Origin of the sequence: Mycobacterium sp. AT1, from assembly GCF_002043095.1 — a bacterium.
Taxonomy (GTDB): Bacteria; Actinomycetota; Actinomycetes; order Mycobacteriales; family Mycobacteriaceae; genus Mycobacterium.
The window spans coordinates 1-16,009 of record NZ_MVOC01000094.1 but is presented as its reverse complement, the minus strand read 5'-3'; the positions used below and the strand labels follow the sequence as shown (position 1 = coordinate 16,009).

13 protein-coding genes are annotated in these 16,009 nt (G+C 67.7%); 2 read left to right on the top strand and 11 right to left on the bottom strand.

Going from position 1 to position 16,009, the window contains the following annotated elements:
- Positions 1 to 157: 157 nt before the first annotated feature.
- The 8 genes from B1790_RS32245 to B1790_RS32210 form a co-directional block, all read right to left on the bottom strand.
- Positions 158 to 1,456, bottom strand: coding sequence for an MFS transporter (locus B1790_RS32245; RefSeq protein ID WP_142271635.1), 1,299 nt, complete (start codon positions 1,454 to 1,456; stop codon positions 158 to 160).
- Positions 1,457 to 1,565: 109 nt separating this feature from the next.
- The gene (locus tag B1790_RS32240) at positions 1,566 to 2,168 is read right to left on the bottom strand and encodes a hypothetical protein (RefSeq protein WP_079927349.1); all 603 of its coding nucleotides are present in this window, start codon (positions 2,166 to 2,168) and stop codon (positions 1,566 to 1,568) included.
- Positions 2,168 to 2,980 (bottom strand): alpha/beta fold hydrolase, encoded by an 813-nt coding sequence (locus tag B1790_RS32235; protein ID WP_079927348.1) that lies wholly within the window; start codon positions 2,978 to 2,980, stop codon positions 2,168 to 2,170. The genes B1790_RS32240 and B1790_RS32235 overlap by 1 nt, the downstream gene beginning before the upstream one ends.
- Positions 2,981 to 3,143: 163 nt before the next feature.
- Positions 3,144 to 4,718: an AMP-binding protein gene (locus tag B1790_RS32230; RefSeq protein ID WP_142271634.1), complete on the bottom strand. Its 1,575-nt coding sequence runs from the start codon at positions 4,716 to 4,718 to the stop codon at positions 3,144 to 3,146.
- Positions 4,719 to 5,099: 381 nt separating this feature from the next.
- Positions 5,100 to 5,702: a VOC family protein gene (locus B1790_RS32225; protein ID WP_158083909.1), complete on the bottom strand. Its 603-nt coding sequence runs from the start codon at positions 5,700 to 5,702 to the stop codon at positions 5,100 to 5,102.
- Positions 5,703 to 5,769: 67 nt separating this feature from the next.
- On the bottom strand, positions 5,770 to 6,663 hold the full coding sequence (locus B1790_RS32220; RefSeq protein ID WP_079927346.1) for a TIGR03619 family F420-dependent LLM class oxidoreductase: 894 nt from the start codon (positions 6,661 to 6,663) through the stop codon (positions 5,770 to 5,772).
- An 83-nt stretch (positions 6,664 to 6,746) separates the two neighbouring features.
- A complete protein-coding gene (locus B1790_RS32215; protein ID WP_079927345.1) occupies positions 6,747 to 7,577 on the bottom strand; it encodes an SDR family NAD(P)-dependent oxidoreductase in 831 nt (276 codons plus the stop codon).
- Positions 7,578 to 8,098: 521 nt separating this feature from the next.
- Positions 8,099 to 9,586 (bottom strand): aldehyde dehydrogenase, encoded by a 1,488-nt coding sequence (locus B1790_RS32210; protein WP_233165420.1) that lies wholly within the window; start codon positions 9,584 to 9,586, stop codon positions 8,099 to 8,101.
- 498 nt (positions 9,587 to 10,084) lie between these two features.
- On the opposite strand from B1790_RS32210, the gene B1790_RS32205 reads away from it, so the two are divergent.
- Positions 10,085 to 11,413 carry an MFS transporter gene (locus B1790_RS32205; protein WP_079927344.1) on the top strand — a complete coding sequence of 443 codons (1,329 nt, stop codon included), beginning with the start codon at positions 10,085 to 10,087 and terminating at the stop codon, positions 11,411 to 11,413.
- A gap of 178 nt (positions 11,414 to 11,591) precedes the next feature.
- Here B1790_RS32205 and B1790_RS32200 read toward each other — a convergent pair whose 3' ends face one another.
- The 3 genes from B1790_RS32200 to B1790_RS32190 all read right to left on the bottom strand — a co-directional run bounded on the left by B1790_RS32200 (position 11,592) and on the right by B1790_RS32190 (position 14,651).
- A complete protein-coding gene (locus B1790_RS32200; protein ID WP_198952180.1) occupies positions 11,592 to 12,257 on the bottom strand; it encodes an HAD hydrolase-like protein in 666 nt (221 codons plus the stop codon).
- 11 nt (positions 12,258 to 12,268) lie between these two features.
- Positions 12,269 to 13,147: an acyl-CoA thioesterase domain-containing protein gene (locus B1790_RS32195; RefSeq protein ID WP_142271632.1), complete on the bottom strand. Its 879-nt coding sequence runs from the start codon at positions 13,145 to 13,147 to the stop codon at positions 12,269 to 12,271.
- Between the two features lie 100 nt (positions 13,148 to 13,247).
- The gene (locus B1790_RS32190) at positions 13,248 to 14,651 is read right to left on the bottom strand and encodes an MmgE/PrpD family protein (RefSeq protein ID WP_079927342.1); all 1,404 of its coding nucleotides are present in this window, start codon (positions 14,649 to 14,651) and stop codon (positions 13,248 to 13,250) included.
- Positions 14,652 to 15,170: 519 nt separating this feature from the next.
- Here B1790_RS32190 and B1790_RS32185 point away from each other — a divergent pair.
- A partial coding sequence (locus B1790_RS32185) for an alcohol dehydrogenase catalytic domain-containing protein (protein ID WP_079927351.1) occupies positions 15,171 to 16,009 on the top strand: 839 nt, incomplete at its 3' end.

Here is a 16,009-nt window from a genome sequence, read left to right as displayed (position 1 = left end):
GGCCCGGCGCCACCCCCGCCGGATAGCCGTCACACGCTTCGGTTCCGGCCTGCGAATGCCGGGTCCCGACACGACGATTCACGATCAGCGGTGTTGGCACGGGTCCGAGGCGGCGCCAGGACGCGTGCGGTCTCGACGTGCGCGCGGGCCTGCGGTCTCAATGCCCTTGGGCGCAGGTGCCCGTCACGGGCAGGGCCACGTCTGGATCTGCGTCTCGGCCATCATCGAGCAGAGCCACGCCGCGCGGTGAACCGCGTCGGCCCAAGATGAGCACGATCGTGCACACACCCGTGAGAACTGCCGCGGCGAAGCTCATCGCAGCGACCTGCCCCCATTGCGATGCGACGGCGCCCGTCGTGAGCACGGCGACCGCGGTCACGGAATAGGCGAATGCGGCGTACGCCGACGCAGTGCGACCCTGCTGAACCGGTGACAAGGAACGGGTGAGCACTCTAAGCCCGTTGGTGTACGCCGCCCCATGACCCAACCCCCATGCGCTCGCGGCGACGACGATGGGCCACAACTGCCGTGTCTCCATCCCGGCCACCACGGCCAAGCTCCCGCCAACGAGCAATGCCATGGCGTAGGACGTTCGTAGCTGAAAACGCAGTGTCCGCAGCGTCACCGAGCTGCACCAGGCCACACACATCAAGACCAGCGGCACCGTCATGCTGGTCAGGACCGAATCGGTGCCGAACTGCTGACGGAGGGCACTGGGCGTGCTGCCGGCGGCAACGCCTCCCACCACCCACCCGGCGGCGCCGGCGCCGTAGGCCGCGGCCCGTTGGCGCATGGACAAGCCCGGCGGCGGCGTGGGCTCGGGTGCGCGCCGTCGGGGGCGCGACGCGTGCATCTGGGTGCGGAGGGCGTTGCGGGCACCAACGAGCGCACAGACCAGGGCAGCCAACACGGCGACGAGTGCACCGGCATGAAGCTGGTAGACCAGATGGTCGGGTCGGGGAAGTACTTCGGTGGCCAGCGTCGCCACCAGGACTCCGAGCGCCGATCCGGCCAGGGCGCCCGTCGCCACCGACGTGCGGCCGCGTTCGCCAATTGCCGCCACCACCAACGTCGCACTGGACCCGGTGGCGATGCCGACGGCGGCACCGCCGATGGCGCGGCCCACGAACAGCCAGCGGGCGTCGTCGGCGCCCATCCACATGGCCGCACTCGACGCGATCTGCAACAGAACCGCCACCGGCAGGAGCAGCCAGGCGAAACGCGTCAGTTGCGAGCGCATCAACAGCACGAAGAAGGCCACCAACACGATCAAGTAGATCGAGAACACCGCCGCGACGTCGAAGACCGACAACCCCAGGGTGTCGCGATACAGCGGCAGCACGGGGGTGGAGATCAAGGTGCCCGCCACCACGACCGCGAAACTTCCCGCCGCCGTGGCGGCCAGGAACCTCGCCGACCGCGTCTCAGTGCCCGAGGTGTGCACGCCTCGGCTCACGACACCACCCCTACCGACGCCGGCTGAGGGACGGGGCTGCCACTACCCGCGGCCAGCACGGTCGGCCACGGCGGTCGGTCGCGAACCGCCATCGACGCTGCAATCCGTGTCACGGGGAGTGGGGGACGAACACCTGGGCAAGGTCGCACGGGTGGGTGGTGGTGCCGTAGTGCGCCGGGTCGGTGGCGTCGGCCTCGAACGTCTCCGAGGTGGCGGCGAGAGCCGCGTACTCGTATCCGGTGTCGTTGCCGCTGACGAACACTCGACCGTGGAGGATGGCGGGCATGTTGGCCACGGCCTTGTCGAAGGAGGCGATGATGGCCTCGTCACGTCGTGCGGCCACACCGGGCCAGCGCAGCACCAGGAGTTCGGCGATGGGTCCGGTGGTGGTGGAGGGCCCATCGTCGGGGAAGCTGCTGATGCGCGACCCGGTGTATCGCCAGCGGTGGGTGGCGCCGGCGGAGATGCGCTTGGACCACGGTGAGCTGTTGGGTCCGGCTATCGAGACGTAGTCCGGTGCGTCGAGCACGGCCAGGTCCTCGAGGTCGTAGACGTTGAGGTAGCGCGGCGCGGGTGCCGTGTTGCGGAAGCGTAGACCGGTGAGGATGCCGGGTACCCGGAGACGCTCGGGCAGGTGCTCGGTGTCGGCCCAGGCGTTGTACTCGTCGTCGTCGGCGGGATGCATCATGGCCAACAGCAGTGCCTCGGCCATCATCGGTCCTCGCTGCCGAAGTAGTCGCTCACCGCAGCTGCCAGTGCCGCGGGCGCCTGCACCGACGGGATGTGACCACCCTCGATCACGGTGTGCCCGGCACCGGGCACGGTTTCGGCGATCACCGCGATGTCGGCGGGCGGGCGGACCAGGTCGTCGCGGCCGGAGACGAACACCGTCGGAACGGTGATCGTGGGCAGGATCTCGGCCATGTCCGAGGCGGCCAGCATCCGCACGATGAAGGCGTAACTGCCCGGGTCGTTGGCCACGAACCGGGCTTGGTAGGCCAGGAAGATGTGTTCGTCGCCGCGCAGGTGCGGCGGATAGGAACGGGCCAACGCCGCCTCCACGATGCCGCGCATGCCGACCCGATTGGCCAGATCTGCTCTCTCCCGCAGGATTTCACCGCTGCGGCCCACCGCGTTGGTGGGCGGGTTGATCGCCATCACGCGGTGCACGCGGTGGGGGTGGCGGGCCGCCATGGTCAGGGCCATGCAGCCGCCCAAGGCCACGCCGGCCACGTTCACCTCGTCGGTGATGCCCAGATGGTCGAGCAGGGCGATCACGTCGTCGACCAGAGTGCTCACCGTGACCTCGGCGCGGATCTTCTCCGAGCCGCCGTGTCCGCGGGCGTCCACTCGGATGATCCGCTGATCGGCAGGCAACTGCGCCAACACCGGATCCCAGCTCTCCAGTGATCCGCCCATCTCGTGCAGCAACAGCCACACGCGGCCCTGGGTACCCGAGGTGGTGTACCGCACCACGGCCTCGGGCAGCCATGCCCACTGCGCCGCCGCCGACCTCACGCTCACGACTGCTCCTTCAGACACCACGATCGCCCCTCTCTTCCCTGACTTCAGACAACTGCTGGTCGCGCTTCGCGTTCGCGCGCTGCATCCGCACGGCCGTGCCGGTGATCGCGGACCGCCGTGCCCGGTGACGGTGAGCTCGACGTACCCGCCGCGCGTCGCGCGCTCACCGGACGCTTCTGCTCTCGTGCTCCCAGTGGGGTGCCCGCAGTGCCTTCTTGTCGGGCTTGCCCAAAGGTGTCAGGGGCAGAGACTCGACGACGAAGACCTGCTTGGGCGTCCATGCAGCGCCCTTGGTCGACCGGACGTGGGCGCGCAGATCGGCGACGTCGAGCTGCAGGTCACCGGAGACGACGTAGGCAACGACCGCTTCGCCCCAGTCGGCGTCCGGGATGCCGATGACCGCGCTCTCCCGCACGCCGGGATGGGTGCTCAGCGCGCGCTCCACGTCGCCGGCGAAGATGTTGAAGCCGCCCGAGACGATCATGTCCTTGCGTCGATCCCTGATGTGGACGAAGCCGTCTTCGTCGCGGAACCCCACGTCACCGGTGTGCAACCAGCCGTCCTTGAGGGTCTCTGCGGTGCTGTCCTCGTTGTCGAGGTAGCCGTCCATGACCAGCGGTCCGCGGACGCAGATCTCGCCGGACTCCCCGGGGCCGAGCGCGACGCCGTCGTCGTCGAGGATCTGCAGCTCCACCATGGCGGTGGGTTTTCCGCAGGACGCCAATCGCACCAAGTCGTCGACGTCGTGGTCGGCGGTGCGCAGCACGGAGATGCAGTTCGGTGCCTCCACCTGACCGTAGAGCTGCATGAATATCGGTCCCCACCGCTTGACGGCCTCGGCGAGGCGTTCGGGGGTGATCGCGGAGGCGCCGTAGAGCACCAGCTGAAGCTCGCCGACGCTGCCGTGGATTGGCTCGGGCTCGTTCAACAACCGGTAGATCATGGTGGGCACCAGGAACGTCGCGGTGATCCGTTCGGCGGCGACGGTGGCGTGGATGGCGCTGGGGTCGAAGCCGGCGTGGACGTGCACGCATCCACCCCGTAGCAACACCGGGATGGTCATCAGGCCAGCCGCATGACTCAGCGGCGCCACCGTCAGGAAGCGCAGCTCGGTCGGCCACTCCCATTCCGACAACATGGTGAGGATCGCGGTTCCCATCGTGCGTTGGGACCGCACGACGCCTTTCGGTGTCCCCGTCGTCCCGCCCGTGAAGGAGATCGCGGCAATCGCGCTGGGCGGGTTGCGGTCTGCGCCTCGCGCGAGGAGCTTCCGGCTCGCGGACCCCGGCGCGCGGCCACCACCCTCGGGTTCGGCCTCCAGGCGCAGGATGCGCGTGCCGGTGGGAAGGTGGCCGCCGACGTGGTCGGTGACGGCGCCGTCGGCGCCCGGCGCCAGAACCAGGACGTCGGGGGTCAATTGATCGAGGATCTGCACGATCTCCGGACCGGACGCCATCGGATGCAGACCGGTGTAGGAGGCGCCGGTGGCCACGATGGCGAGCTGCGAGGCCAGGTAGTCAGCGCTGTTGGGGCCGTAGAGGGCCACCCGGGAACCGCCGTCCACGCCGGCGCCGGTGAGGGCGTCGATAACGGCCTCGACACGCAGGCGTAGATCGCGACCGCTGAGCCGCAGGCTGCCGTCGACGACGGCGGTGCGCTCGGGGTAGCGGGTCAGTGCCTCGATCGCGAGATCCTGATAGGTCGGGTACTGCGGTGATGCGGACACGTAGCTGGTCACGACAACCCCTTTCGTCTTCGTGGGTGGGCCTGCAGGCCTGTGGTCAGGGCGCTGCCGCGCCTCACCCACCCGCCCACGTAGTCCAGAATGATGGATGAATGTCTGAAATACGGGACACTTGACGATATCCGCCGGGCAGCCCGCCCGTCAAGGACGCATCTGACCTTGCGAGCCGTGCACCAGAGGGAACGAACGCAGACCGATCCGTCGACGTCGCACTGCTCTGGCCACACCCAGGGCGTGTCGAAACCGTTGCGCCGCAGGGGAAGAACACCGCACACGGCACTCGGCGGCCACACCGGATCCCCCGCGTACTCGGCCCCTGACAGAAGTGCAGCCCCCGCGGTTGCGGCGACGTCGGCTGCGCTGCAGAGAGTGTGGCTAGGACTTGAACATGTCGGAGGCCAGGAACTCCGCCCGGGTGCGGAACCGGCGCACCGGGTCGGTGCCGTCCCACGACTGCGAGAGTGACTTGATGGCGTCGAGATACATGCGCCGGCGCGGAGTGAGCGGCGAGATCTCGATCATCGTCCCCAGGTGTTGCTCGGGTCCGTAGAAGTAGCTGGCGTCTTTCGTGCCGTCGGGCATCTTGATGCAACTGACCTCCTCGAACCCGAGGATGGTGAGCTTGCGGCAGGTGTCGACGTAGCTCTCGGTGGCGAATGCAACGTGTTGCAGGCCTTGCCCCCCGCGGGCGTAGAACTCGGTGTAGGGCGACGGGGCGTCGTTGGACTGGGAGATGACCTCGATTTGGATGTCGCCGAGGTAGGCCAGCGCCAGCGACATGTGAACGTCGCTGATCTTGCCGCGGTGCACGAATGGCCGGTCCCCCAGCGAATTCTCCATGACCACGAACGGGCCCACCCCCATCGTCTTGGTCCAAAACTGCAAAGTGGCGTCGAAGTCGCGGACGACGAAGCTCAGTTGCGACACCCGGCCCAGGAACGAGGGCAGATGCGTGGTGTGTTGTTGGGCGATGGTCATGAGATCTCCTCGTCGCAGGTCGTGCGGGTGGATCGGTGGGGCCGGTGACCGACCGGCGGCGGTGCGCTCAGACCGCCGCGACCTGGCGTGGGCTGATTCCGATCTCGGCGGCCACCGCCTCCAGCGACGCCAACCGGGCCTCCAGCGACAGGTCGTCACTGGTGGCGGGATGGATGGCCTCGAAGGGGATGATGAGATCGTCGAATCCCGCTGCGCGGTACCGGTGCAGGTTCTCCACGATGGGACGGCCGACGATCCGGTTGTAGTAGGTGAAGGGCAGATGATCGCGGCCATAGTCGCGTCGCATCCCCTCGATGCGGTCGCGGATCGTCACGGTCTCCTCCAGCGGCACGGTGGTGCCGTACCAGCCGTCGCCCCGGCGGGCGGCGCGCCGCAGCGCTGCGCCCTTCGTCCCGCCCATCAAGATCGGCACCTCGACGGGGTGGTCGGTGAGAGCCAGCCGCGGAAAGGCGTAGAACTGCCCGTCGTGGTCGACCGAACCCCCGGTGAAGAGCTTGTCCAACACGTCGAGGCACTCGTCGTAGCGCTGGCCGCGGTCGGGGAAGCTGACTCCCAACGCCTCGAATTCGGTACCGAGCCAGCCTGCTCCGACCCCGAAGACGAAACGACCACCGGAGACTTGCTGGGCGGTAATGCATGCGCGCGCGGAGGCGATGGGGTGGTGCAACGGCAGAAGGCAGATCCCGGTCACGACCCGAGCGCGCTCGGTGGCTGCGATCACCGCCCCGATCATCGTCCATAGGTCATAGATCCGAGGATCAGCGCTGACGACGGCAGGCTTGGACCAGCCGCCCTCGTAGGGATGGTGGGCGTCCATCACCTCGGGCGCCACGACGTGCTCGCCGATCCACAAGCTGTCGAAACCGAGTTCGTCGGCGCGGCGCGCAATGGGGACGAGATGGCGAGGGTCGTTGCCGTACAACGAGATGCCAAGTGACATGGGTAACTCCCGGGAGGTGAGGGGCGAGGAGGGGCTTCTGGGCGCACGCACCGGCGCGTGGGGCGAGCACGGCGGCCGGGCGCTTAGGGTGTTAGCGCCTCTGCGCGAGGTGTCGGCGTCTCTGCGTGCTCGCGCGGCGCGGAGTGACCCGAGGACAGGGCGACCTGTCCCCCGTCGACGTTCATGATCAACCCGTGCACGTAGCTGGCCTCCGCCGACGCCAGGAACAGCACGGCGTTGGCTTGATCGTCGGGTTGTCCGGCGTGCCCGAGCGGGATGCGTGCCTCCCGCTCCACGAAGTGGTTCGGGTTCTTCTCCACGTCGGCGCGAGACAGCTCGCTGCCCCAGGTCATTCCGGGGCACAGCGCGTTCACCCGGATGTTGTACTGCCCCCAGTCCACGGCGAGGACCTTGGTCAGGCCGATGACACCGGCCTTGGACGCCGTGTAAGGCGCGGCGGTCGGGAAGGCGACGATGCCGCCGATGGAGGCGATGTTGATGATGGACCCACTGCGTCGCGGAATCATCGACCGCACCGCGACGGCCTGCGACCAGTAGAACGTGCCGTCGAGATTGACGGCCATGATCTTGCGCCAAACCTCGCGGGGCATCTTCTCGGCCAGCACGCGGTGCATGATGCCAGCGTTGTTGACCAGGACGTCGATGCGCCCGAACGCCTGCATCACGGCGTCGACGTTGGCGTCGACCTGGTCGGGGTCACTCACGTCGCCGATCAGACCGAGCGCAGCATTGCCACCAAGCGCTTCGATTTCGGCGACCGCTGCGCTCACCGCATCGGCATTCAGATCGGTAATGACGACGTGGGCGCCCTCGCGGGCGAAGGCCTTGGCCGTGGCAAATCCGAGGCCGCCGGCGGCGCCGGTGACGACGACGACCTGGTCAGAAAATCGCATGGGTGAACTCAACTTTCATCTGTTTCGAGCGCCGTGGGCGCGCGCCGTGCGGACAACACTCAGGTCAATCACCGCTCTACCAAACGTCCCGGGATCCCGGGGCGCATTCTCGTGTTCCAGACGGGATCGCAGCGCGTGACCGTGCTGCGAGCACCTAGGCAGCACGCTGGCTGATGCCGCTTCATCACTGCGTCCATCATTCTGTACTTACGTCTGTAATGCGGGACACACCTCATGACATTAGGGATTTGGGTCTCATCCGTCAAGGCAGTGACGACACACACCGGGGCTACTGCAGGGGTGTTCCTACCCCTGGGGTGGTCGTCGCGGCGTGTCGTCGACGCGGAACGGGTGACGTGCTCTGCGCCATGCCGCTTCGCATCAGGAGGCAGTACCGGGACGTCGGTGCACCGGTGGCGTCCCACCGCGGCGGTCGGCCCCGACGGCCGGCGGCCGGTCGCCACCCTGGGTGGCGACGCCATGCCGCGCCCGTAGGCGTGCGGACGGGGCGGCGAGGGGCGCTAGCCGATGTTCATGTAGACGGCCTTCTCATACAAGAAGCTGTCGACGTGGGTGGATCCACCCTTCCACCCGTATCCGCTCATCTTGTAGCCGCCGAATCCGACGTTGGCGTCCCACACTCCGTAGCAATTGACCCAGACCGCACCCGCTTTGATGCCGTCCACCATCTTGTGCGCGGTGGACAGACTCTGGGTCCACACCCCGCCAGCCAGACCGTAGTCGGTGTCGTTGGCCAGCCGCAGCGCGTCGTCGACGTCGTCGAACGGGATCACCGAGATCACCGGACCGAAGATCTCCTCGCGGGCGATCCGCATGTCGTTGTTCACGCCGGTGAACACGGTCGGTCCGAGGAAGTAACCTGCGTCAAGGCCGTCACCGAGGCGTTCACCGCCGCAGGCGAGACTGGCGCCCTCGGCCAGGCCGATGTCGATGTATGACAGCACCCGGTCGAGTTGTCTGCTGGAGATCAGCGGACCGAGGTCGACCTTGGGATCCATCCCGTCGCCGACGCGTAGGGTGCGGCTGTACTCTTCGAGCCTGGCGACGAATTCATCGATGACGCCGCGCTGCACCAGGACTCGCGTTCCCGCGATGCATACCTGTCCACTGTTGGCGTAGACGCCCATCGCCGCTCCGGGCACGGCTATGTCCAAGTCGGCGTCGGCGAAGACCACGTCGGGCGACTTGCCGCCCAGCTCGAGTTGCACGCGCTTCATATTGCTCGTCGACGCCTGGATGATCTTGCGGCCCGTCTCGGTGGAACCGGTGAACGAGACCCGGTCCACGCCGGGGTGCGCGGCCAAGGCGGCTCCGGCCGTAGCGCCGTAGCCGGTGACGACGTTGACCACCCCGTCGGGCATACCCGCCTCCTGGAGAAGCTCGGCGACCCGCAGCACGGTCAGCGAGGCATCCTCGGCCGGCTTGAGCACCGTGGTGCACCCGGTCGCCAGAGCTGGTCCCAAGGTCCACCATTGGCTCACCAACGGCCCGTTCCACGGGATGATCCCGCCCACGACACCGGCGGGAGCCTTGATCTTGGCGGTGAACTGACCCCGCAACGAGCTGCGGAGCGTCTCGGCCGAGGCGGAGGCGGTCTGCGAGGCGTAGAGCAGAATGACCTGGGAGACGACGTCTTTCAGCGCCAGGGTGCGCGTCAACGGCGCACCCATGTCCAGGGTGGTCAGCAACGCCAGCTCCTCGAAGTTCTTCTCGACGAGATCGTGCATTCTCAGCAGCAGACGTTGCCGGTCGTAGGGCGTCCAGCGGCTCCAGTCGCCCTCGAACGCCTGACGCGCGGCCGCCACCGCCCGGTCGACGTCGCCTTCGTCGCCCGCGGCGAGCCGGGCGATGACCTCCCCAGTGGCGGGGTTGACGGTGTCGATCTCCTTGCCCGACAGTGCCGGGAGCCACCGTCCCCCGATTAGCAGTCGTTTGGCTCCCCCGAGGAAGTCCGTTTGCGGTGTAGTGCGGTTCTGCATCGTCTGCATGACATCTCCTCGTGTGATTGGCACGGATGGCTCCGTGGCCGTGAGTGCGGCGACGTGCAGGTGGAGAATCGCCACGGTGGCATTCCCCGCGATCCGGGAGCCCGCACATGGCCTCGCACTTCCGAGGGTCCATCATGCCGCATGGTCCAGCTTAATGGACGCTATTCCGTATTTGGGAGACCAAGGTCGTGGAATCGCGCCGCCGCGCGCCGTCGGCATGGGCCACTCTTGACGGCAGACGTGACGGCGCTTACAGTCAGATCGTCCCACATTGAAGACAGTCGTCCATCATATTGGATTACGTCTTGGAGGGCTCTCGAATCGAGCTCTCAGCGATCGCGCCCGACGGCAAGCCCCCGCCGGCGAGCACCGACCGACCACCGCCTCGGACCCTAGCTAATCCTCCCGCTCAGCAGTCCCACGACCGTCCAGCCGCCGCGTGACCCGCCGGCGCGGCACGTTAATGACCGACGCACGCATCATCAGGAGACCACAGCGATGTCCAGCACCATCGACGAAGCACCTCGGCGACCGGGAACGGCCACCGATCCCGCCGCCAGCCCACCGTTCAAGTACCGTGTCGCCTTTGCCAGCTTGATCGGAACCCTGGTCGACGGGTTCGACCTCGTCCTCTATGGGCTCGCCGCGGCCTTGGTGTTCCCCCAGGTCTTCTTCCCGGCCCTAGGCGAGGCTGCCGGCACGGTGGCCTCGCTGGCCACCCTGGGGGTGGCCTTCGTGGCGCGCCCCTTCGGCGCCATCCTGTGTGGGCACTTCGGAGACCGGCTGGGACGCAAGAAGACCTTGATTGCGACCCTGCTGTTGATGGGGGTGTCCTCCACCCTCATGGGCCTCGTTCCGCCGGCCGCCCAGATCGGCATCGCGGCGCCCATCATCATCGTCGTCCTGCGGGCCTGCCAGGGATTGGCCGCCGGCGGGGAATGGGCCGGCGCGACCTCGTTCGTCGCCGAACACGCACCCCCGGGAAAGCGGGGGCTGTACGCCATGTTTCCTCAGCTCGGGCATAGCCTGCCGCAGACCGTCTCCAGCGCCTCCTTCCTCCTGATCGGGTTGACCATGAGTCCGGAGGCCTTCTTGAGCTGGGGATGGCGCATCCCGTTCGTCTGCAGCTTCGCCCTCGTCGGCATCGGTCTCTACATTCGTCTCAAGATCGAGGAGACCCCGGTGTTCAAGAAGGAGGCGGAGAAGGGGGTGTCCTCGGCACCGATCCTCGAGGCCTTCCGGCATCAGCCGCGCGAGATCTTCAAGGGCGTGGGCGTGTCGCTGACGATGTTCGCGCTGTTCTACCTCGCCACCTCGTATCTGGCCGCCTATGGCACCAACACCCTCGGTTTCACCCGCAACCAGGTGCTCGTCGTCGGTCTACTGGCCGGGGTCTGCTATGCGGTGTCCACCGCCAGCAGCGCCTTGCTGTCCGACCGTACCGGTCGACGCCGGATGATCGGATGGGCGCACATCGCCGGTGCCACCTGGGTTCTGCTGCTGTTCCCGGTGCTCGACCTCGGAGGCATCCTCGCTTACACCGTGGGCATCTGCATCACCACCACCATCGCCGGCCTCGTCCACGGGCCCATCGGTGCGTTCCTGCCCGAGCAGTTCGAGACCCGGTACCGGTATTCGGCGACCGGGTTGTCCTACAGCCTGACCGGAGTGATCGGCGGAGGCATCGTGCCGCTGCTCGCGCCGGTGATCATCGGTCGCGCCGGAACCATGGTGTTCGCCATCTTCGTCGCCGTCCTGCTCGCCATTGCCGCGGCGTGCACCTTCTCGCTGCGAGACATCAACGACGAGGCGCTCGACACCGTGTAGGACGACGTGGACGCGAGCACCCACCACGCCGGCTCGGGATTGGCCGTCCCGGTCTGCGAGCCCGCTTCTCGACAACGGCGTCGAGCACAACCAATGCCCGGCAGCGTCCCGCGCTGCCGGGCATTGGCGTCGAAGCGACCGACGCGTCTACCGCCACCCCGCGCGCGGGGTGGCGGGCTCAGTTGCCGGCGCGGGACGTCCCGGTGTGCGGGGACGTCAGGGCAACGCCCAAGTCGTGGGGGGTGTGGTAGACGTCGCGTACGCCTGCCCGCTGTAGCTCGCCGGGTGTGCCGTATCCCCAGCCCGCGCCGAGGAAGCGCAGGCCGTGGGCGCGGCTGCCCTGGACGTCATGCCGGCGATCTCCCACCATGACCGCGTCGGGGGTCGCGCCACCCAGGCGGCGCAGGGCCTCACCGACGACGGTCGCCTTGTCCGGCCGTTGGCCGTCGAGGGTGTCCCCGGTGACCACCTCGAACAGTTCCGTCCAGCGGTGCAGGTCGAGGATGGACCGGGCGAACGGCTCGGCCTTGCTGGTGGCGACGGCAAGGCGCGCCCCCACGTTCGCCACGGAGCGCAGCAGCTCCTCGACACCGGGGTAGGGCGCCGACTGGGTCAGCCCGTGTTCGGGATATCGCCGTCGATAGACGCCGATGATCGCCTCTGCGGCGGGGGCCCCGACGAGCGGGCCCAACGTCTGCCCGAGCGGCGGGCCGAGGATGGCGGTGCCCAATTCCTGGTCAGGCCACGGCACGCCGACCTCGTCGAAGGCGCGTTGCAGGGTGGCGAGGATTCCCGCGGCGGAATCGACCAAGGTGCCGTCGAGATCGAAGACCACCGTGCTCACCGGTCCGACGATCACGTGGGGGCTGCGTGGGCGGATACCGCCTGCAGCACGAAAGATCCGGTCGCGACGAGTCGAGGCCCCTGGCGGATGTCGCTGCGGATGAACGACGTCCGGCGCCCGGCGCTGAGTACCGTGGCTGCGGTGTCCAGGGGTTGGGTGACGTCGCCGGCCGACAGGAAGTCCACGTGGCCCCCGCGCACCCGAGTGGAGCCCTCGGCGGCCTGGCTGGCCGCGCGCGCGGCCAGCGCGAACAACAGCCCCCCCTGCACGGTGCCGAATCGGTTGGCCAACAGATCCGAGGCGGTGATCTGCAGCGGGGTGCTCTCGGTGATGGATGCCTCCAACACTGCATCGCTCCAGCAGCGGTCCCCGGCGGCGCGGATGGCATGCAGCAGGTGCTCTTCGGCGGCGTCGAGGTCATCCTCGGCCAAGGGGTGGACGGCATCGATGGCGCCCTGCCGTTCCCACGGCAGGAGCGTCGCGTTCGCCGATGCCACGGCGAAGGTCGCCGCGCAATGGCCGATGGCCCGACCACCGTCGCGCAAGGTGCCTGCAGTCGAGGCGAACCGTTCGTGAAGGGCTGCAGCGGCGGTGGCGACGTCCAGGCGGGCGGCCGGTGGTGGGGTGCCGGCGAGATCGATGGTCATGCTCAGCGTGGGCATCTGCTTGTCGGCGCCGGCCTGGGTACGCACCGATGCGCCGAGGGCCAGGTCGGCGAGCACGGCGATCTCCACCAGGCCCGCCGGTGCCGTCCAGTGCTTGGGCGCACCGGACAAGCCGAGCAACCCCGACGACGACCGCACGCCGGCGATGCAGGCCAGGGCCGGGGCGCCGGTGAGTCGTGCGATCGCGAAGGCGTGCAGCAGGTGGGCGGTGACTACGTCGCTCACCGTGGCGTGACCGTCATCGGGGTGCACCGGCACCGGCGCGTGCGGGCCGCAGTGGGTGATGGCCAGGATCGGCGCCGTTCCATCGGCCGCGACGCTTGTCTCAGCGCAGACAATCCACGATCTCCGACACGTCGTGGAGTTGCTCGAGTTTTTCGATCGCGTTGACGATGATCTGGCGCGTGTCGCGACTGACGGGTTGCACGGCGTAGTCGGCGCAGTCGTCGAACTTGGCGATCAGGTCCGTCCAGCTCAGCGGGCGGTTGGTGGCGCCCGGCGTCTGGTCGTGCGGCGTCTCCTCGTAGAGCACCTCACCGCTGGTGAGGGTGATTCTGACCGCCCCGGCAGGCAGTTCGGCCCCCGACCAGTCGTACTTCGCGTCCTCGACGAATTCGATCTTGTCGGCCATTGCGGTGATGGTGGGGTCGGTGCGGCGCTCCTCGGAGAAGTCCCCCACTCCGATGGTGCCGCGCACCAGCCCCAACGCCACGGTGAAGGGGATGCTGAACTTGGCGTCGTTGACCGTCGGCGGTCGGCGCCGCAACGCGATCGGTTCGACGAGACGCTGAGCGAAGTCGCCGCCGATCACCTCCAGTTTGGTGATGTCGTCGGTGCGTCCGGCCGATCCCATCAGCCGCAGCGCGGTGTCGATGAACAGATGATTGTTCGCCGCGCACGGCCACAGCTTGTAGTTGACGGTGCTGCCGTGGAAGGTGGTGCCCAGCCCGTCGAGGGCGGTGGCGCGATCCCACTGGTTGCCGAAGTAGACCTGCAGGAAGCCGGCCTCGCCCTCGAAGGGAGCGGTGGTTCCCTCGACCCCGGCGTGCGCCAAGAGCGCAGAGAACAAGCCTGCCTTGGCGGCGAATCCGGCGTACATTCCGCGCAGGTCGCCACCGATGCCGTAGGCCAACTGCATCGTCCCGGCGGCTTGGCAGGTCGCGATGCTCAACGCGTCGAGCACTTGCTTATCGGTCGAACCGAGGAGCTTGGCGCAGGCAGCCGCGGACGCGAAACACCCGATGACCGGTGTCAAGAACCAATCCTGCTTCCAGGCAACGCTTTTGCGCAGCCGGGCGAAGATGTCCTGCCCCAGGGCCAGTGCGGTGATGAACTCCTCTCCACTCACCCCGCCCTGGCGTTGCGCCAACGCGAACAACGCCGGAATAAGGGGGCTGCTCGGATGGTGCCCCTCGGGCAGGCAGTCGTCGAAGTCGAGCCCGTGGGCCATGGCGCCGTTGACGAATGCGGCGTCGACCGCCGGGGCGCTCCCACCGAAACCCATCAACGTGCTCTCTTGGGCACCGCCGGAGTGGCGCATCAGCTCGACCACTCCAGGCATGGCCTTCATCAGGCCGCTGGCCCCCAGGATCACCCCCAGGGTGTCCAGGGTGCTGAACTTGGCGGCCCGGACTGCATCCTCGGGTAGGTCGGCGAACGACGTGGCAGTGACGTAACGAGCCAAGGTCAACCCAAGCTCCTCGACGTCTCCGGTGATCACACTCGACATCCTGCGCTCCCTTTCTCGTGCACGTCCCCGATCCGAGGTCGAGCCGCCCCTATCCGGGGCCCTGCCACGGTGTGGCCAACCCGCCACGCGGATGTGGCGCGGCGGCTGCGCGGCGACCCAACGTCACATGGCGCTCCGCGCCTCACTCCACCAGACGCAGAGGCGACGACACATCATGACTTTGGTACGGCATATCCGTTGCAGCCGTCCATTATTTAGCACTACCGTCCACCATGGTAGACGATGAGAGCGTAGTGGGGTCGGCACTCCGCCGTCAAGGACGCGTTCTTCAGCAAGTGCGGCAAGGGTTTACCTCCCGTGCCGACGAGCGCCGCGAGACGGCCTTCCTTGACGAAGTGGCGTACGCCACTGCATGCTGGTTCCAGCATTACAGACCTTCGTCCACTATATAGGACACGACCGAAGGTTCGTGGTGGTGTGATGTCCACCTGGCTCGGTGCCCGGCGGCGACCGAGCCGCCCAGACGCTTCGGCCCTCAGCCAACATGAAGGAGACATGATGCAAGGAGTGGTGTTCTTCGGTGACCGCAAGCTGGAATTGCGGACCTTCCCCGACCCGGAACCAGCCCAAGGCGAGGTAGTGGTCCGGATCCGCGCGTCCGGCATGTGTGGCAGCGATTTGCACTTCTACCGGGGCGGACCCGCAGGCCCACCGGGAACCATCATCCAGGGCCATGAACCCTGCGGCGAGGTGTATTCCATTGGCCCTGGCGTGAACGAGACACAGATCGCTCCTGGTGATCGGGTGATGATCCACCATTACTGGGGCTGCGGAAGCTGCGAGGAATGCCGGTCGGGATGGCCGCAACTGTGCACCGTGGTGGATATCCACACGCTGTGCGTCAACACCCATGGCGGCCACGCACCGTTTCTCGTGGTTCCGGCGGCCACTCTCATACCGCTGCCCGACGAACTGAGCTTCAAGGCTGGTGCGGCGATCGGCTGCGGAACGGGAACCGCATGGGGCGGCCTTAAACGACTGGGCAATGTGGGCGGTTCCACGATCGTGGTCTTCGGCCAGGGACCGGTAGGGACCTCGGCGACCATGCTCGCTTCAGCGATGGGCGCGACCGTCATCGCGGTCGACATCGAAGATAGCCGCCTGCTCACGGCACGCGAATTCGGCGCCCAGCACACCATCAACCCCCGCGAGACAGACGTCGTGGCAGCGGTTCGCGACCTGACCGCAGGCCGGGGCGCGCCACTGGCCCTGGAAACCTCCGGGGCGACACCGGCCGCGCAGAACGCCCAGGACGTCTTGGCGACCTGGGGGCGCGCGTGTTTCATCGGGCTCGGAGCTGACGTCCTGTTCAACACCACCCAGTCCTATCAGCGTCA